The organism is Salinicola corii, from assembly GCF_008298015.1.
Classification (GTDB): Bacteria; Pseudomonadota; Gammaproteobacteria; order Pseudomonadales; family Halomonadaceae; genus Salinicola; species Salinicola corii.
Genome location: NZ_VTPX01000001.1, coordinates 257,252 through 274,176 on the forward strand (window position 1 = coordinate 257,252; position 16,925 = coordinate 274,176).

At 62.8% G+C, this 16,925-nt stretch carries 18 protein-coding genes; 13 read left to right on the top strand and 5 right to left on the bottom strand.

Annotated elements, in window-relative coordinates:
• Positions 1-18: 18 nt before the first annotated feature.
• Positions 19-1,350, bottom strand: a complete 1,332-nt coding sequence (locus tag F0A16_RS01165; protein WP_187775874.1) for a GGDEF domain-containing protein — start codon at positions 1,348-1,350, stop codon at positions 19-21.
• Between the two features lie 93 nt (positions 1,351-1,443).
• Positions 1,444-1,761 carry an EAL domain-containing protein gene (locus tag F0A16_RS21950; protein ID WP_239023670.1) on the bottom strand — a complete coding sequence of 106 codons (318 nt, stop codon included), beginning with the start codon at positions 1,759-1,761 and terminating at the stop codon, positions 1,444-1,446.
• Between the two features lie 684 nt (positions 1,762-2,445).
• On the opposite strand from F0A16_RS21950, the gene F0A16_RS01175 reads away from it, so the two are divergent.
• From F0A16_RS01175 to F0A16_RS01200, 6 genes are all read left to right on the top strand, one after another.
• Entirely contained in the window at positions 2,446-3,144 is a 699-nt protein-coding gene (locus F0A16_RS01175) for an extensin-like domain-containing protein (protein WP_149433567.1), read from the top strand.
• Between the two features lie 153 nt (positions 3,145-3,297).
• On the top strand, positions 3,298-3,921 hold the full coding sequence (locus F0A16_RS01180) for a YbhB/YbcL family Raf kinase inhibitor-like protein (RefSeq protein ID WP_149433568.1): 624 nt from the start codon (positions 3,298-3,300) through the stop codon (positions 3,919-3,921).
• A 6-nt stretch (positions 3,922-3,927) separates the two neighbouring features.
• On the top strand, positions 3,928-4,197 hold the full coding sequence (locus F0A16_RS01185; protein WP_149433569.1) for a DUF3253 domain-containing protein: 270 nt from the start codon (positions 3,928-3,930) through the stop codon (positions 4,195-4,197).
• On the top strand, positions 4,190-4,714 hold the full coding sequence (locus F0A16_RS01190; protein ID WP_149433570.1) for a retropepsin-like aspartic protease family protein: 525 nt from the start codon (positions 4,190-4,192) through the stop codon (positions 4,712-4,714). Before F0A16_RS01185 ends, F0A16_RS01190 begins: the two co-directional genes overlap by 8 nt.
• A gap of 160 nt (positions 4,715-4,874) precedes the next feature.
• Entirely contained in the window at positions 4,875-5,411 is a 537-nt protein-coding gene (locus F0A16_RS01195; RefSeq protein WP_149433571.1) for a carboxypeptidase-like regulatory domain-containing protein, read from the top strand.
• 30 nt (positions 5,412-5,441) lie between these two features.
• A complete protein-coding gene (locus F0A16_RS01200; protein WP_149433572.1) occupies positions 5,442-6,089 on the top strand; it encodes a glutathione S-transferase family protein in 648 nt (215 codons plus the stop codon).
• Here F0A16_RS01200 and F0A16_RS01205 read toward each other — a convergent pair.
• On the bottom strand, positions 6,086-6,538 hold the full coding sequence (locus tag F0A16_RS01205; RefSeq protein WP_149433573.1) for an NUDIX hydrolase: 453 nt from the start codon (positions 6,536-6,538) through the stop codon (positions 6,086-6,088). The genes F0A16_RS01200 and F0A16_RS01205 overlap by 4 nt on opposite strands.
• 276 nt (positions 6,539-6,814) lie before the next feature.
• On the opposite strand from F0A16_RS01205, the gene F0A16_RS01210 reads away from it, so the two are divergent.
• The gene (locus tag F0A16_RS01210) at positions 6,815-7,534 is read left to right on the top strand and encodes a winged helix-turn-helix domain-containing protein (protein WP_110598559.1); all 720 of its coding nucleotides are present in this window, start codon (positions 6,815-6,817) and stop codon (positions 7,532-7,534) included.
• Between the two features lie 270 nt (positions 7,535-7,804).
• Complete coding sequence (locus F0A16_RS01215) at positions 7,805-9,439, top strand: ATP-binding protein (RefSeq protein ID WP_149433574.1); 1,635 nt, start codon at positions 7,805-7,807, stop codon at positions 9,437-9,439.
• Between the two features lie 47 nt (positions 9,440-9,486).
• Here F0A16_RS01215 and F0A16_RS01220 read toward each other — a convergent pair whose 3' ends face one another.
• Positions 9,487-10,419: a LysR family transcriptional regulator gene (locus F0A16_RS01220; protein ID WP_149433575.1), complete on the bottom strand. Its 933-nt coding sequence runs from the start codon at positions 10,417-10,419 to the stop codon at positions 9,487-9,489.
• Between the two features lie 124 nt (positions 10,420-10,543).
• Between F0A16_RS01220 and metE the strand changes: the two genes are divergently transcribed.
• From metE to F0A16_RS01235, 3 genes are all read left to right on the top strand, one after another.
• A complete protein-coding gene (gene metE / locus F0A16_RS01225; protein ID WP_149433576.1) occupies positions 10,544-12,832 on the top strand; it encodes a 5-methyltetrahydropteroyltriglutamate--homocysteine S-methyltransferase in 2,289 nt (762 codons plus the stop codon).
• A gap of 346 nt (positions 12,833-13,178) precedes the next feature.
• On the top strand, positions 13,179-13,967 hold the full coding sequence (locus F0A16_RS01230; RefSeq protein WP_149433577.1) for an MliC family protein: 789 nt from the start codon (positions 13,179-13,181) through the stop codon (positions 13,965-13,967).
• 160 nt (positions 13,968-14,127) lie between these two features.
• A complete protein-coding gene (locus tag F0A16_RS01235; RefSeq protein ID WP_149433578.1) occupies positions 14,128-14,736 on the top strand; it encodes an FMN-dependent NADH-azoreductase in 609 nt (202 codons plus the stop codon).
• 68 nt (positions 14,737-14,804) lie between these two features.
• On the opposite strand, the gene F0A16_RS01240 is transcribed toward F0A16_RS01235, so the two are convergent.
• Positions 14,805-15,830: a metal-dependent hydrolase gene (locus tag F0A16_RS01240; RefSeq protein WP_187775875.1), complete on the bottom strand. Its 1,026-nt coding sequence runs from the start codon at positions 15,828-15,830 to the stop codon at positions 14,805-14,807.
• A gap of 171 nt (positions 15,831-16,001) precedes the next feature.
• Here F0A16_RS01240 and F0A16_RS01245 point away from each other — a divergent pair, with 171 nt between their 5' ends.
• A complete protein-coding gene (locus tag F0A16_RS01245) occupies positions 16,002-16,442 on the top strand; it encodes a VOC family protein (protein ID WP_149433580.1) in 441 nt (146 codons plus the stop codon).
• Between the two features lie 4 nt (positions 16,443-16,446).
• Positions 16,447-16,920, top strand: a complete 474-nt coding sequence (locus F0A16_RS01250; protein WP_149433581.1) for a TspO/MBR family protein — start codon at positions 16,447-16,449, stop codon at positions 16,918-16,920.
• The last annotated feature ends 5 nt before the right edge of the window (positions 16,921-16,925 follow it).

A 16,925-nucleotide genomic window follows, 5' to 3' on the forward strand; every position in this document is an offset into this window, starting at 1 on the left:
CAGGAGCCGGTCGCCTTACTACAGCGACGAGAACGCCTGATTGAGACACCGTCCCGATCGAGAGGCCGGGACCGGTACGATGGCGACGCAGCCGCGACCCGCGGACTTGGCCTGATAGAGCGCCAGATCGACCTCCTCCAGCAGCCCCTTGGACGTCTGGTGGCGGTGCTCGCCAACACCGGCGGAGAAGCTGAGGCGCAGCTCCAGCGAGCTCAAGGCACGATGTCGCAGTTGTGCCAGCACACGGTTCACCGTCGTCTGTGCCGACAAGCGGTCGATGCCCGGCAGGATCATTAGAAATTCTTCTCCACCCCAGCGAATCAGCGTGTCGCTCGAGCGCAGCGCGCCGACCACGAAATGGCTGAACTCCTTCAGCACCGTATCGCCGACGGCGTGACCGTAGCGATCGTTGATCGCCTTGAAATGATCCAGGTCCAGCATCGCGACGGCGACCTTGTCGCCAAGCCGCTTGCCGCGCTCCAGTGCTCGCTCGAGCAACTCCCTGCCCATGCGGCGGTTGTGCAGGCCCGTCAGGTCGTCGCGCGTCGCCAGATATTCGAGGCGACGGTTTTTTTCCTCCAGTCGACGCTCGACGTCGCGCCGTTGGGTGATATCGACCAGAAAGACGATTCGCTGGGGATTGCCCTGCTCGTCACGGCTGATCGTATCCTCGAGAATCACGGTTCGCGTGGAGCCGTCGTGAAGCTGAACCTCCAACGAGCGGCGCAGGTTCAAGGCATTGGGAAAGCTGGCGGCATGGCGCTTTTCGGCTGCCTGCCGGCTTTTGGGAGGCAGCAGTTTGCGAAAATGGGCGTTGAGTAGGTCGCTCTCCGCGTAGCCGAAGAACTTGCAGAAGGCGCGATTGACCTGACGCAGATACCCGCCCGCGTCGATCATGCAGACGCCCATGGGCAGGTTGTCGAAGACCTGGCGCAGTTGAGGCTGGTGTTGAGCCAGCAGCTCCGGCTTGGCATCGTCGGGAGCGACCTCGCCGATGGCGATCAACACGTGGCGCGTCGTCTCGGTATCGCCAGTCGCCTCCAGCGAGGAAACCTTGAGCTTCACGGCCAGCAGCGGTTGCTGGTACTGGCGGATGTGGAAGCTGTGCCATTGACGCGAAGTGGTCGAGGCGACACTCAGCAGGGCAGGATGGTCGCGACCGACGGCCGGATACCGTCCGGCATCGAGCCACTGCCAGGGATCGGCCATGGGGAAGCGCCCGTCCAGGCGCAACTGGCGTTTCGCCGTTTCATTGGCTTCGACCAATAACGGGACGCCACTGTCGAGCCGGTAGATCAGTGCCGCGATATTCAGCGTATCCAGTCCATCCGGGGTGGAGGGACTTTCCACGGTCTGTCGTGACAATCGCTTTTTCGATGCAACCATAAGCCAGGATACCGTGAGTTCGTACGGAGGGGAGAGTTGCCGAACGTCATGCGGTCGCTAGTACCGGCCCTTGATCAGCGCGAAGCGCGGGCCCGGGCAGACGGGTAGTCGTTCCGCGGCCGGTCGGGCAAGCCAGTATCCCTGCGGCCTTGCAATATCGTGCCGGTAGAGCCAGCGAGCTTCTTCCAAGGTCTTCGCCAGCAGATGCCGTGCCAAAGCGACGATGTGGCTGATGATTATCTGCTTTCGGGGCGAGGCATCGATGCTGCTGACCAACTGGCGATCGATTTTCAGCATGTCGGGCGAGATATCGGTCAGGAGCTCCAGGTTGGTATGCCTGGTGCCGAAATCGTCAAGTGCCGTTTTCATGCCCATGGCACGCTAACTGGCCACGATCGTTCGCAGGTGGAGCCGATTCGTAACGCTCTCGCTCTCGACGATCCCGAAACACAGCCAACTGACCGGCCATCCGACGCGCTCGGCAGCTGCCAGCGTCGTCTGGATACAGGTTTCGGGTTCGTAGACGGCATCGGGAAGAAAATTGATCGACAGTGCGCTCCGGGGCATCCACCCGGTGAGCGATTTCGATCGTCTTGACGCGACAAGCCTGATCGAAACGATAACGTGTCCTGTCGTCGATTCTCGCCAGCACGGATACGGCGGGCTCTCCCTTGGGACCTCTGACCAGAACCTCGTAGCCGTAGATGCGGCGCTCATCGATATCGACGAGCGATTGGAATGGCATGGTGAAATCGAAATCCAGCGGCGCGTCGCAGCGTCCGCAGACGTCTTGGTGTCTGGCGCAGCCTGGCATCGTTGTCCTCCCTGACGACATGCACTGCCATGATGAGCCTCGCCAGCAACGCACTCCATTGCGGTCCGACAAGTCACTAAGCTTAGACAAGTTAACTAAGCTTAGAATAGATGACTATGATCGAACAGCAGTGATTTGGTAGGTAAGTGTGAATCCTGGTGCAATGCACGTCGCCGAACGACGACAGTCGTGCCGCTGGAGCACTGCCGCCCGACGATGAATCCCTTTTTCGATTCGCGAGGTCCATGAAACCGTCTCCGGCCACTCTCTTCCTTATCTTGCTGATCGCGCTGGGCGTCGCTCTCGATAAAGGGATCTGGCAAATCCCGCGGGAATGGAATCCTCTGGCGCCACTGGTCGTCAGCGATCCCGTGACGCCAGTCACGCGCTGGAAGCTTAAAGCGCTATCCGGTGATCGCGACGCTTGCCTGAATGCACTCGACACCGCCCCCGACATTCGTTACGTCCCCCTCGCGGACTACACACCAGCCGCCGACTGCCCGCTGGAGAACGTCGTGCGCGTGGTCCACACCCAGGTCAGCTTCAATGCCAGTTTCGTCGCCAGTTGCTCCCTGGCACTGGCCTGGACCCTGTACGAGCAGCACGAGTTGCAGCCGCTGTCACAGCGGATCTTCGGCAAGCGGGTCGCTAGCGTCCGGCACTATGGCTCCTTCGCCTGTCGCAACATCTATCACCGGGAGAACGCGAGGCGAAGCGAGCATGCCACGGCGTCGGCGCTGGATGTCGCCGCCTTCGGGCTCGAGGATGGACATAGTATCAGCGTGCTCGACGATTGGCGGGACGGTGACGAGCGTGGCCGATTTCTCGAGGACGCCCAGGAGGGCGCCTGCCACTACTTCGGAACCACCCTGGGCCCGGACTACAACGCCGCCCATGCCAACCATTTCCATCTCGGCATGCGGGGTGTCTCGTTCTGCCGCTAACCGCCTCGCTCCATGCAGCGCTCTGCTCTGGTCATGACAAAACCCCCGGAGACACCTAAGGTTGTCGATATCTCTCGCGGATGCGCTTGTCATCGAGACTGACAAGGCGTTCGTTGTCACCCGACCCTGTTTTTCGATCGAGAGGAGTAGCCCATGCGTTTGACCATCAAGGGTATCGAGGAAGGCAAGCCGATCCCGGCAACCTTCGCTTTCGCCGTTCCGGACCCGGAGCAGCACATACGCCTCAGCGATAATCGTAACCCGGAAGTGCGCTGGCTGGATGCGCCGTCGGAGACGCGGAGCTTTGTGGTGCTGGTGACCGACCCCGACGTGCCCGGTGTCGCGGACGACGTCAATCAGGAAGGTAAGACGTTACCGGCGGATCTGCCGCGGGTCGATTTCTACCATTGGGTGCTGGTCGACATTCCGGCGGAGGTCAATCTGCTGGAGGAGGGCGAGATGGCCGATGGCGTGGTGCCCAGGGGGAAGTCGCCGGGGCAGACCGCCAAGGGTATCAGCGGCATCAACGGCTATACCGGATTCCTGGCCGACGACCCTGACATGGCAGGCGTCTATGGTGGCTACGACGGCCCCTGTCCGCCTTGGAACGACGAGATCGTCCATCGCTATACGTTCAGCCTGTTCGCGCTGGACATTCCCACGCTGGGACTGGCAGGGGAGTTCACGGGTGGACAGGTGCGCGAGGCGATGGCGGGTCATGTGCTGGCCGAATCCAGCGTGACCGGGATCTACACCCTCAACCCGGACCTGCTCTGAGCCGCCATGGCGTCGTCAACCGATCCGGCGACGCTGCGTCGCGCGATCCTGGCGCTGGCCGAAGCGCGTGGGCCGGCCAAGACTTTCTGCCCCTCCGAGGTCGCGCGTCAGTTGGATGACGACTGGCGTCCGCTGATGGCGCCGATACGCGCCTGTTCGCGCGAGTTGATCCGCGAGGGGTGTCTCCGCGTGCTCCAGCGAGGGCGGACGCTGTCGCCGGACGCGCCCTGGCACGGGGCGATCCGGCTGCAGGCGCCGGCCCATCGCGATGGGTGACGACTCTCGGGGTGTCCGTCGCACCGGCATCGGCATGATGGTGCTGTTCTGGGTACTGCTCCTGCTGTTGGCGGGCTGGTGGTTTCGTGGGGTGGAACAGCGGCGTAGCCATCCCAATGCGGAACTGGCGACCGCGGTGTTCATGGATCAGAAGCCGGTCACGCTGGAGCGCAATGCGCAGGGGCATTTCGTGGCCCCGGGGGAGGTCGATGGCAAGGCAGTGACGTTCCTGATCGATACCGGTGCCACCTACGTCTCGCTCTCGCGCTCTCTCGCTCGCACACTGCAGATCGAACCCGGGCCGGAGGTGATGTTCACCACGGCCAACGGCCGGGTCAGCGGCAACCTGACCACGCTGGAGAGCGTGAGACTGGGAGGATTGACCGCCCGGCAGGTGCCCGGTTCGATCCATGCGGGTATCGGTGACGATGTGGTATTGCTCGGCATGAGCTTTCTGGGACGGTTCGACATCCAGATACGCGGCAGTCAGATGATCGTGGGCCCGCCCGACGCTTGATTTGAGCCATACTGATTCAAAATGGGCCCCCGGTAGGCGGTGGCTAGCCCTGAAGGGCGGCGATGTCGACAGCCATCATCGTTATTCGCGAAAATCGGCGGGGGACGGTGCGGTCGGCATTGTGGCCGATGTCGGTGGTCAACATTCAGGGAGACAATCGATGGTGGTGGGGAATCTTCGGGTAGGTGCGTTGGTGCTGCTGATACTGACGCTGGCGGGTTGTGAAAGTCTATCGACGGGTTCGTTTCAGATGCCCGATATCTTCGATCGCTCAGGCAGTGACGAGGCAGTGGTGAAGCGCCAGGTTCCCTTTCCGGCCGACGAATATGCCAGGCTCGAGAAAACCGGAACCTCAGCGGTTCAGGGACGTTTGACCTATAAAACGACGGATGGCCAGATTCTGGTCGGTTCCGGTGAGACGGTGTCCGTGGCGCCGGCGACACGTTATGCGGCTGAAGCGGCAGATGTGGCGCTTTCTGGGCGCAAGATCGAACCGGCGGATCCGCGCGCTCGTGAATACAGCCACTATGCCAAGACGAACGAAAACGGCTATTTCGTCGTCAGGGGCGTGCCTGCTGGGGTGTTTTATGTCGCCGGCAGCGTGCTGCTGCCTGGCGGCAACTCGCGTAGCCCGATCATCATCAAGCAGATCGAGCTCGGTAAAGGTCAGACGCGCGACGTTGACCTGAGCCGCTGAATTCAATGGCAGGGGCAGGAGAGCCGAACAGTGCTGACCATCTGGGGTAGACGCACCTCCTACAACGTACAGAAGGTGCTATGGCTCGCTGACGAGCTAGGACTCGACTATCGGCATCGGCCGGCTGGCGGCGACGCCGGTGGCCTGGATGACGAGGCGTTCCTGGCGATGAATCCCAATGGCCGCATTCCGGTCATTCGTGACGGTGAGACCGTCGTCTGGGAGACACACGCGATCTTGCGCTACTTGGCCGCCGAGCATGGCGACAGCGCCTTCCTGCGCACCACACCGGCCGAGCAGTCGGCGGTCGACCGCTGGTTGGACTGGTCGCTTTCCGAACTGGAGCCCGCCTTCTTCACCGGCGTATTCTGGGGCTTCTATCGTACGCCTGCCGCTCAGCGTGACGCCAAGGCTATCGAACGCGCACTAATGAAGTGCGACCGCCTTTACCGCATTCTGGATCGCCAACTGGTCACCCGACCCTTCCTGAGCGGCGAGGCTTTGGGGGTGGCAGACATTCCCGCCGGGACCACCCTTTATCGTTACTTTGAACTCGAGATCCCGCGCCCGCGGTTGCCTAACGTCGAAGCCTGGTATCGACGATTGCAGGAACGGCTTGCCTATCGGAACCATGTGATGCGGCCGTTCGCTGAACTCTATGGGCGTCTGGCTTATTAGGCACAGGCAGGTTCGAGGCCAAGTCGAGAGCGCACGATCGCTAGTACCTTGCTGCGTAGCAGCGGAGCCAGCGGTAGTGTCACGGCTTCGTCGCAGTCGACCCAGCGGATCTCTGCGATTTCGGCGTGTGCGCCAGCTTGACCCTGGATTGCGGTCCAGAACAGATGGGCGTGGACCCGATGATCGGCTTCATTGGCGGCCACCGTCGTGGCCTCTCCGATCAGCTCGGCGTCCGTAGCCTGGACGCCTAGCTCTTCACGAATTTCCCGTCGCAAGGCCTGTTCCGGCGTCTCTCCAGCGTCGAGCTTGCCGCCGGCTAGCATGAACCAACGGCTGCCGCGTTTGCGTACCAAGAGGATCCGCTGATGTTGATCGACGATAACGGCGGCGGCGATCTGCAACGTGGCGGTTGTGATTGAGGATTCGCCGGAAAAGGGCTCGTCCGCCATCTTTTTCTCCTCCATTGGGTTGCGAATGCACCGGGATGTGGCCTACATAGGTTTGCATGCTGACGATACCGGGTTACAAAGGGAATAATTCGGGTATGATGCTGTTTGATTCGCCATCTGCTTTATTTCAGCGTAGCGTCAGTTATCGTATCGCAGAACACTAATGCAGTTACGGTGCGTGATATTCGTTTGACTTATCGAGTCATTGGACGCCGTCGATTGCCAAATAATAAATGAACACCGTGGTATGCAGGGTATCGAGGCCAACTCAAAGGGATGGATGACAGCTTGGACAGCACTGCACATCAAGATCGCGTATTGATCATCGAAGACGACGAGCGTCTGGCACATCTGACGCGTGAGTATCTGGAGGCGAACGGATTCCAGGTCGGGCTGGAGCATGATGGCGCGCATGGCGTGGAGCGTATCGTCGAGGAGCAGCCGGACATGGTGATCCTCGATCTGATGTTGCCCGGCGAGGATGGCCTGTCCATCTGCCGGCGGGCGCGTCCGCACTATGCCGGCCCCATTCTGATGCTGACGGCACGCACCGACGACATGGATCAGGTCCTTGGCCTGGAGATGGGGGCCGACGACTACGTGCCCAAGCCGGTTCAGCCCAGGGTCCTGCTGGCGCGCATGAGGGCGTTGATGCGCCGCGCCGACAGTCTGGTCTCCTCCAGTGGGGCGACACGCCTGACGTTCGACAATCTGGTCATCGACAGTGCCACTCGCGAAGCCTGGCTGGAGGAAGAGCGCGTCGATCTCACCAGCGCCGAGTTCGATCTGCTCTGGTTGCTGGCCGACAATGCCGGCCGCGTGCTGACTCGCGAAGAGATATTTTCCCAGTTGCGCGGCATCAAATACGATGGACAGGATCGTTCCATCGATGTGCGGGTTTCGCGTATTCGCCCCAAGATCGGTGACGACCCCAATCACCCTCACCGTATCAAGACCGTGCGGAGCAAAGGGTATCTGTTCGTGAGAGATAGCTGAAGCGAACCGACAACGGTGTCCGCTCTAGTCCCCCCGCGCCGTGATCTCGGCCGGTTCCCGGGCTGTCGCGATCAGCACTGTCGTGCCTCGGCTTTCCACGCCACGCGGGGGCGAAAGGCCGATTTCCGGAACGCTGGCTGAGCGCGGGACCTCGTCTCCTGCGCCTCGGGCATCGATCGCCTCCTGCAGAAGGCTCCCGTCTCTTCCGAGGGACGGGCGACACTAGCCTTTCTGGCCATCCACGAAGCCGATTGCCGCACGAGATTCAACATGCGTCGTTCCTTTACCGACAGCACTTTCTTTCGGTTCTACGTGTCGTTGCTGGCGGCACTGGTCATCACCTTCGCGTTGGTCCTTTTCGGCTTCCTGATGGTCGACAAGGTGCGCCAGGAGCACTACCGAGAAAATCTTGTCAGCGGCCCGCTGGCGCTGCTTTCCGATCTCGTCTCCCGCCAACCGCTGTCGCAGCGGGACGACTGGCTGGCATCGATGGCATCGACGCTGGGCATGCCTTTAGGGCTTTTCAAGCTAGAGGACCTTTCGCTCAATTACTTCGAACGGGCTCGCTTGCGCGAGAATCGCCCCGTCATCGAGTCGACCGATAAAGGCTGGCGCTCTCTCTATCAACTGCCGCACTCCAAATGGGTGCTGGCGGCACGCATCAATAGTCTCAACGAGATGCAGCTTCGCGGCATCACCGAGGTGCTGCGGAGTTGGCTGAGCGGCGAGACGGAGGAGATCCAGGCTCGACGCTTCGGGCGGGTCAAACGACAGTTCCACGTGCCGCTCGGTCTCTATACCGAGCCACCGACGGATGTCGATCCCATCCAGGCGACGCGACTCGACGCCGGCGAGGTCGTGGTGCGTCTCGAAACAGGACTCAGCGCGCTTTACATTCACGCCAGGGTCGGGCCGGATCGCTGGTTGCGAATCGGCCCTCTGCCCAGTTTCGAATCGATGCCGCTGTCGCTGGCGCTGGCGCTGCTGATCATGGTGCTCTCGACCCTGGCCGGGGCTATCTATCTCATCGTATGGGGCGTCGAGGGCCGTGTGGGAAGGCTGGAGCGTGCCGCGACGCGGATTGCGGCCGGGCATCTCAACTCGCGGGTGCGGGTCGACAGCAACGATTTCGTTGGCCGTCTGGGCATGGCGCTCAATGGCATGGCCGCGCAAGTGCAGTCGTTACTGCGCAGTCAGCAGGAGATGATTCGCGCCGTTTCCCACGAGTTGCGTACGCCGGTAGCCCGTATTCGCTTTGCGGCCCAGATGCTCGAGGATCTCAGCAAGGATGAAAGCGCCCAGCGCCAGCTGTCGGGGATCGACGAGGATATTTCCGAACTCGATCGGTTGATCGACGAAATCCTCACCTATGCCAAGCTCGACAGCGAGAATGCGCAAGGCGTCACGCTCAAGACGGAGAGCATGGAGTGCCGGGCGGTCGCCTGGCGAGTGCTGGACACGCTGAGTCCATTGCATCCGCATCTTGAACTCGGCGTTGCCGATGGCGAGGAGCTCGAGGTCGAAGCGGAACCGCGCTACTTGCAGCGCGCAGTGCAGAATCTGGTCGCCAATGCCTGCCGCCATGCCGAGAGTCGGGTCATGGTGACGGTCCATCGCGAGCCGAGAGCTGTCCGGATCGATGTCGAGGATGATGGTCCTGGCGTGCCGGAAGAGAAGCGTATCGCCATCTTCAAGCCATTCGCCCGACTGGACGACAGTCGAACTCGCCGCTCCGGCGGATACGGCCTAGGGCTTTCCATCGTGCAGAAGATCATGGCCTGGCACGGCGGGAACGTCGTGGTCGATCGCAGCGCCCGCCTGGGGGGCGCCCGGTTCAGCCTGCTGCTACCGCTGCATGGGAGAGAAGCGATTCACCCGCTGACCTTCGACGAGGAATTGTCCTGAAGACAGAGCGACGACACGCCTTTCAATCCCGTGTCGCGGAGCTTCGTTCATGCGGGTTCCGTCGAGCCTGCTGGCTTGATGCCGCTAAGTACCGCAAACGACGTATCTCTTGCGGTGCGAATGAAGTCCTCCATCCACGGTAGCGACAGATTCTCCTCACGGACCGCCGCGTATAGCGTGCTCCATACGCCTTCCTTGCCCAGCGGCAGTGCCTTGACGTAATCGCGCTCCAGATATTCCGTCAGCGCCCAATTGGGCAGGGCGCACACGCCCCGTCCGCTGGCCACCAACTGCATCATCATCACCGTGAGCTCCGCGCTGCGAATTTCCCTCGGACGCACGCTGACCGGGTCGAGAAACTGGGTGAAGACGTCCAGCCGGGAATGGTCCACCGGGTAGACGATGAGCGTTTCCTCGATCAGGTCCGATGGTTCGACCCAGCTTCGGGTCGCCAAGGAATGCTGTTTGGCCACGGCCAGCAGGCCCTCGTAGCGAAACAGCGGCGCATAGTGCACACCCGGAAGCGGCTCGGGATTGTCGGTGATGACCAGGTCGAGGACTTCGCGGGTCAGGCCGGGCAGCAGGTCGAAATTCTGGCCGCTGGGGATGTCTACCTCCACTTCCGGCCAGTGATCGCGAAAGTGGTCGACGGTCGGCATCAGCCATTGAAAGCAGCTATGGCACTCGATCGCCATGTGAAGGCGTCCCTGTTCATGACCCGCCAGCCGAGCCAGATCCCGCTCCGCCAGACGCAATTGAGGCAGAACCTGTTCGGCCAGCGTCAACAGACGCTCTCCGGCACGCGTGAACGACACCGGACGCGTCTTGCGCGTGAACAGCGGCATGCCGAGACGCGACTCCAGATCCTTGATCTGATGGGAGAGCGCCGATTGGGTCAGGTGGACGCGTTCCGCCGCTTCGACCAGGGAACCGGTATCGCGCAGGGCGATCAGCGTACGGAGGTGGCGAAGTTCGAGCATGCTATGAATTTTGCTCACGTTGAGGATTAGGTAAACGCGTTTGATTCAGGATGCGTTGCCGGAGACACTGCCAGTCAAGCTGACCTTCGTCATTCTAACCGCTAAACTCTGAGAGACCCTACACATGACCACCCTGGTGCATGCCTTGGGCTACCCGCGAATCGGTGCTCATCGCGAACTGAAGAAAGCCGTCGAAGCCTACTGGAAAGGCGAGCTCGACCGCGATGGACTCGAACAGGAAGGTGCGCGTCTGCGCAGGACGCACTGGCAGGACCAGATCGATGCGGGCCTAGACGTCGTGACGGTGGGCGACTTCGCCTTCTATGATCAGGTGCTCAACGTTTCCGTGCTGATCGGCGCCGTTCCGCCACGCTTCGGTCGCATCGATGGTGAGGTCGATCTCGACACCAGTTTCCGGATGGCGCGTGGACGCGCGCCCAGTGGCGAGCCGGCGGCGGCGTGCGAGATGACCAAGTATTTCGATACCAACTACCACTACCTTGTGCCGGAGCTATACCAGGGGCAGACGTTCCGTATCGCCAGCGAGCGGCTATTCGAGGAGGTCGCCGAAGCCAGGGCCGAAGGGTATCCCGTCAAGGTGGCGCTGACGGGTCCCGTCACCTGGCTGTGGTTATCCAAGGCCAAGAGCGATGGGCTCGAGCGTCTCTCGCTGCTCGATGATCTCGTCGCGACCTACGACGAGATCCTGGGTCGCCTGGCAAGCGCGGGCGTCGAATGGGTGCAACTCGACGAGCCGGCGCTGGTTCAGGACCTGCCGGGCGAGTGGCAGGGCGCTTTCGAGTCGGCTTACAACAAGCTGCAGTCGACGCCGGTCAAGCTGCTGGTGGCAAGCTACTTCGGTGGTCTCGGCGACAATCTGGGGTTGGCCGTTTCGCTACCGGTCGAGGGGCTGCATGTGGATGTGGTGCGGGCGCCGCAGCAACTGACCGCGGTGCTCGACCGGCTACCGCCCTACAAGGTGCTCTCCGTTGGTGCCATCGACGGCCGCAACATCTGGCGCGCCGATCTGGCCCGACTTGCCGGCGAGCTCGAGGATGCCAAGGCACGTCTGGGCGACCGCCTGTGGCTGGCGCCGAGCTGCTCGCTGCTCCATGTCCCCGTCGACCTGGACAACGAAACCAGGCTCGATCCCGAGCTGAAGAGCTGGCTGGCGTTCGCGCGGCAGAAGCTCGACGAGGTGGTGACACTTGCCCACGTGCTCGACGGTACCGAAACGGAAACGGATCGCCAGCGCATCGAGGACGCCAGCCGGGCCCTGTCGGCGCGCCGGGAGTCGCGGCGTATCCACAAGCTCCGGGTCGCCGAGCGTCTGGCCAGGGTGGGCGCCGCGGACACGCGCCGTGCCAACGTCTACCCGATACGTGCCACCGCCCAGCGAGAGCGCCTCGCCCTGCCGCTGTTCCCGACGACGACGATCGGTTCCTTCCCGCAGACGCAGGAGATCCGTGCGGCACGCCGTGACTTCAAGAAGGGCATCCTCGACGTGGCCGACTACGAAGCCCGCATGCGAGAGGAGATCGCGCTGGTCGTCGAGCGCCAGGCGCAGTTGGGGCTCGATGTGCCGGTGCACGGCGAGGCCGAGCGTAACGACATGGTCGAGTACTTCGGCGAGCAGCTCGACGGCTTTGCCTTTACCCAGAACGGCTGGGTGCAGAGCTACGGCTCACGCTGCGTCAAGCCGCCGGTGATCTTCGGCGACGTGGAGCGGCCGGAGGCGATGACGGTGCGCTGGAGCGAATATGCCCAGTCGCTCACCGACAAGCCGATGAAGGGCATGTTGACCGGTCCGGTCACCATTCTGCAGTGGTCGTTCGTGCGCGACGATCAGCCGCGCGCCAAGACCTGCCGTCAGATCGCGCTGGCGCTGCGCGACGAGGTCGCCGATCTCGAGCGGGCGGGTATCGCGATCATTCAGATCGACGAGCCGGCACTGCGGGAGGGGCTGCCGCTGCGCCAGGCCGAGTGGCAGGCGTATCTCGACTGGGCGGTGGAGTGCTTCCAGTTGAGCGCTGCCGTGGCCGCCGACGAGACCCAGATCCACACCCACATGTGCTACGCCGAGTTCAACGACATCATTGGCGCCATCGCGGCCATGGATGCCGATGTCATCACCATCGAGACCTCGCGCTCCGACATGGAGTTGCTGGATGCGTTCCAGCACTTCGACTACCCCAACGAGATCGGACCCGGGGTCTACGACATTCACTCGCCGAACATCCCCGAGCGCGCCTGGATGGTCGATCTGATGGCCAAGGCAGCGGAGAAGATTCCGCCCGAGCGACTCTGGGTCAATCCGGACTGCGGCCTCAAGACGCGCGGCTGGGCCGAGGTGGAACCGGCGCTGGCCAACATGGTCGAGGCGGCCCGGGAGCTGAGGCAGCGCTACGCCTGAGGCGAGTGTCGAGGGATGAACGGGTTCATGGTCTGGCCCGCCGGTACGCCTGGCATGTTAGGCTGGACGTTGCGCCGCGAGACGACCTCGCGGCGCTTTTTTTATGACGGCTATCCGAGGGTGTTTACAAAACAGGCGAACGAAGACAAGGCAAGGCGAAATTGGACGAGAAAGCGGAATTTACAGGGCGTAAATGAGTATTTGACTCGCACCGCTCGCCCTTCGGGCCGTCCTGCGGACGTTCTGAACTGAAGTTCGGTGAGGTCAATTTCAACGCCGCATTGTCGAGTGCAGCCCTTTGGTAAACACTCTCTTCGTGTCCAGACACCTCTCGGGAACCTTGCTCATGTCCAACGCGCTTCAGGCTGGCAAAGACCGCCGCGCCTTCCTCGGTCGTTATCGCTCATCGCTCCGCTGGCTGGCGTTGCCGGCCGCTTCGCTCCTGCTGACGGCGTGTGCCGGCGGCGGGCAGCACCAGGAGATGAAGCCCACCGCGCCCTCGGGCCTGGCTGCGCTCAAGTCGCCGCTGATGCCGAGTGCCTTCTTCGCCGATGGCGGCGAGACGTTCACCGCCTGGCGCTGCACGCCGTCCCAGGATCTGGTCACCACCACGCCCGACGACAGCCGACTGCGATTGTGGACCGCCCTGGGCGAGACGGAACTGCCGAGCGCCGTGGTGGGCTCCGGCTCCCGCTACGAACTCGGCGGGGTCTCGTTCTGGCGTCAGGGGCGCGATGCCCGTGTCGAGAGCGACAACGGCCGGCTGGTCTGCACGCTGGCCAGCGAGCGCCAGACGACGACCCGCAAAGCGCATCCGGACACCATCTTCTACGCCAGCGGCAACGAGCCCGGCTGGAACGTGTCCCTCGACCGCAACAGCCATTCGCTGACGCTGGTATCCGATTACGGCCAGGCCACCGATGCGTTCGATTATCGTGTCGCCTCGGTGAAGAACGGCGGCGATGCGCGCATGATCCTGGTCAGCGACAGCGGCCGGTATCCCATGGAGCTCGATCTGCGCGCCGGCGCCTGTTTCGATGACATGAGCGGCCAGCCATGGCCGGTCAGGGTGACGCTGCGTTACGGGGAGCGCGAGTTCCAGGGGTGCGGGCAGGGTGTCGAGGCCAGCCGCTGAGCGACCAGGGTCATGCGGCGACAACGAACGAAATTATCGAACGCTCAATGCTATTTTTAGCGATTTTCATTTCATGGAGTGCAATGAATAATCCCAGCAACGCTTGCCGGTCATCGACGGCATCTTGGTTGGGTATGACTTCAGCATTGGAGACGGCTTCATGACACGACGTGTTCTTCTCATCACCAGTTCCATCTTCGGCGAGGGTGGCCAGTCCCGGGCGCTGGCGGAATCGTTCAAGGCTGCCTTGCAGGGGCGTGACGTCGAGTTGACCGAGCGCAACGTGGTCGAGCAGCCGCTGCCCCACCTGACCGGTGCCGAGATGGCGAGCTGGATGACCGATCCTGCCGAGCGCAGTGACGAGCAGCGGCAGTTGGCCGAGGTGTCGGACGAGTTGCTGTCCGAGATCGATGCCTGCGATCTCCTGGTGCTGGCGGTGCCGCTCTACAACCTGGGCATTCCGAGCCAGCTCAAGTCATGGTTCGACCGCATCCTGCGCGCCGGCAGGACCTTCCAGTACACTGCCAATGGCCCGGTAGGCCTGCTGGAGGGCAAGTCGGGGCTGATTCTGGCGGCTCGCGGTGGCATGTACGCCGGCACCGAGATGGACTCGCAGACGCCCCACCTCAGGCACATGCTGGCCCTGATCGGCATCAAGGACGTCGACGCCATCTACGCCGAGGGCCTGAACATGGGCGACGAGCGCAAGCAGCAGTCGCTGACCGAAGCCAGGCAGGCGATCGGCCACTACGTCGACTCGCATTTCTGATCGTCGGATCGCGCTTTCCTGTGTCGAGGAGAGCCGCCCGTTATCGATGATAGCGGGCGGTTCTCGTTTCACTCGGGGGCGGTGATCGGCTCCACTCGCGGCGAGGTGATTCGCGCCAGCAGACGTTGCATGACGGCCCGTTCCGGCCGGCCCGAACTCGAGCGCTCGCTGGCCATGGGCCGCCACTTGCCGTCATCACCGCGTTCGGCAATCGAGAAGGTGAAGGGGTGGGTTCCCGGCACGCCCAGGCGGATATCGGTGGCCAGCAGTCTCTCCCTTCCCGCCTCCCGGCGGATTTCATAACGCAGGAACGGGCCGCTGAACCAGGCCAGGCGCCGGCCATCCCGTGTCCGCTGTGCGGCCTCTTGCCATTCGTCGCCCAGTGGCCAGGGTGCCAGCGTCGGCGGGCTGTCGCCGTCCAGCAGGCTGACCCAGCCTTCGTAGGCCGCACCGTCATGAATGACGGTGACGCGCCACAGCAGGGTGGTGAGGGGGGCCGGTTGAACCAGGATGGGGTCGTTGCTCATGCCCCGCTGGGCCAGGAAGGGCGCGAGCCGTTGCTCGACGAACGCCTGGGCACCCAGGCTGAAACCGATGTAAAGACACGAGACTCCCAGTAGCGCGGCCAGGAGCCGACGGGCAGCGGGGCGTATGGCGAAGACGATCACCCCGATCAGCAGGGGCAGCGTGTAGAGCGGGTCGATGATGAACAGCGTATGCCAGCTGACCGGCCGCAGCGGGATCGGCCACAGCAACTGGGTGCCATAGGTCGTGAAGGCATCGAGTAACGGGTGGGTCGCCAGGCAGAGGGTGAACAGCCACCACCAGTGCCAGAATGAGGCGAGATCGCGCGTGCGTGACCATCGCGCGGCGAGCCCGGCGCAAAGCGTCGCGACACCGGTCAGCACGATCAGCGAGTGGCTGAAGCCGCGATGGCGGGTGTAGTCGGCAACGGCGTCTCCGTAATCGATCAACACGTCGAGATCCGGCAGGGTCCCGAGGGCGGCCCCGATCAACAGCGCGCGCCGGCCGAGTCGAGGCATGACCACACCGCCGATGGCGGCGCCCAGGCAGGCTTGGGTAACGGAGTCCATACGATCTCCTTGTCGGGGCGTTCGTGAGTGAAGGGAGCTGCCGAACGTCGCAGTTTGTGCGAGGTTGGCTGCCACGTCGACTCGAACGTGGCGAGGGGGCGTCATTCACCGATCGGCGCTGGTGGTCTACCATTGGATGGTCCAACACACTGACGAATCAGGAACAAATTCATGGAATACCTGCATACGATGGTTCGCGTCGCCGATCTCGACGCGTCACTGCATTTCTACTGCGACTTGCTGGGCCTGCAGGAAGTATCACGCAAGGAGAGCGAGAAGGGGCGTTTTACGCTGGTCTTCCTGGCCACGCCCAACGACACGCCGCGCGCCAAGACCGAGCAATCGCCGATGGTCGAACTGACCTACAACTGGGATCCGGAAACCTACACCGGCGGTCGCAATTTCGGCCATCTGGCCTATCGGGTCGATGATATCTACGCACTCTGCGAGAAGCTGCAGGCGGGTGGCGTGGCCATCAACCGGCCGCCACGAGACGGGCACATGGCGTTCGTCCGCTCCCCCGACGGCATTTCGATCGAACTGCTCCAGAAAGGCGAGGCGCAAGCCCCGAAGGAGCCCTGGGCTTCGATGGAAAACAGCGGCAGCTGGTGACGCCGTGAATCGCTCGACACGCATCTTCCTCGGCTGGCTGCTGCTGGTGGCGATCGCTGCCAGCAGCGGCATCCTGGCGCCGCCCGGCGAGTGGTACGCTGCGCTCGCCAAGCCGCCCCTGACGCCACCGGACTGGCTGTTTCCGGCGGCCTGGACGCTGCTCTACCTGATGATGGCGGTCGCGGCGACGAAAGTGACGTTGGCGGCACCGGCCGGTGCACGTCGGTCTGCCGTGGCGCCATTCGTCCTCCAGCTCGTCGCCAACGGCCTGTGGTCGTGGCTGTTCTTCGCCGCGCACTGGATGCTGATCGGGCTGCTGGACCTGCTGCTGCTGTGGGGGTTGATCGTGTGGACGATCGTGACGTTCTCCCGCTATTCACGCTTCGCCGCCGGCTTGTTGGTGCCCTACCTGGTATGGGTGAGCTTCGCCGCCTATCTCAACGCGGGGGTACTGGTACTCAACGCGCCATGGAACTGATATCG

What these genes read in the sequence shown, in the direction of transcription:
- F0A16_RS21950 (WP_239023670.1), bottom strand. Translation starts at nt 1,761, where the DNA reads ATGGGCATGAAAACGGCACTTGACGATTTCGGCACCAGGCATACCAAC.
- F0A16_RS01175 (WP_149433567.1), top strand. Translation starts at nt 2,446, where the DNA reads ATGAAACCGTCTCCGGCCACTCTCTTCCTTATCTTGCTGATCGCGCTG.
- F0A16_RS01180 (WP_149433568.1), top strand. Translation starts at nt 3,298, where the DNA reads ATGCGTTTGACCATCAAGGGTATCGAGGAAGGCAAGCCGATCCCGGCA.
- F0A16_RS01185 (WP_149433569.1), top strand. Translation starts at nt 3,928, where the DNA reads ATGGCGTCGTCAACCGATCCGGCGACGCTGCGTCGCGCGATCCTGGCG.
- F0A16_RS01190 (WP_149433570.1), top strand. Translation starts at nt 4,190, where the DNA reads ATGGGTGACGACTCTCGGGGTGTCCGTCGCACCGGCATCGGCATGATG.
- F0A16_RS01195 (WP_149433571.1), top strand. Translation starts at nt 4,875, where the DNA reads ATGGTGGTGGGGAATCTTCGGGTAGGTGCGTTGGTGCTGCTGATACTG.
- F0A16_RS01205 (WP_149433573.1), bottom strand. Translation starts at nt 6,538, where the DNA reads ATGGCGGACGAGCCCTTTTCCGGCGAATCCTCAATCACAACCGCCACG.
- F0A16_RS01210 (WP_110598559.1), top strand. Translation starts at nt 6,815, where the DNA reads ATGGATGACAGCTTGGACAGCACTGCACATCAAGATCGCGTATTGATC.
- F0A16_RS01215 (WP_149433574.1), top strand. Translation starts at nt 7,805, where the DNA reads ATGCGTCGTTCCTTTACCGACAGCACTTTCTTTCGGTTCTACGTGTCG.
- F0A16_RS01220 (WP_149433575.1), bottom strand. Translation starts at nt 10,419, where the DNA reads ATGCTCGAACTTCGCCACCTCCGTACGCTGATCGCCCTGCGCGATACC.
- metE (WP_149433576.1), top strand. Translation starts at nt 10,544, where the DNA reads ATGACCACCCTGGTGCATGCCTTGGGCTACCCGCGAATCGGTGCTCAT.
- F0A16_RS01230 (WP_149433577.1), top strand. Translation starts at nt 13,179, where the DNA reads ATGTCCAACGCGCTTCAGGCTGGCAAAGACCGCCGCGCCTTCCTCGGT.
- F0A16_RS01235 (WP_149433578.1), top strand. Translation starts at nt 14,128, where the DNA reads ATGACACGACGTGTTCTTCTCATCACCAGTTCCATCTTCGGCGAGGGT.
- F0A16_RS01240 (WP_187775875.1), bottom strand. Translation starts at nt 15,830, where the DNA reads ATGGACTCCGTTACCCAAGCCTGCCTGGGCGCCGCCATCGGCGGTGTG.
- F0A16_RS01245 (WP_149433580.1), top strand. Translation starts at nt 16,002, where the DNA reads ATGGAATACCTGCATACGATGGTTCGCGTCGCCGATCTCGACGCGTCA.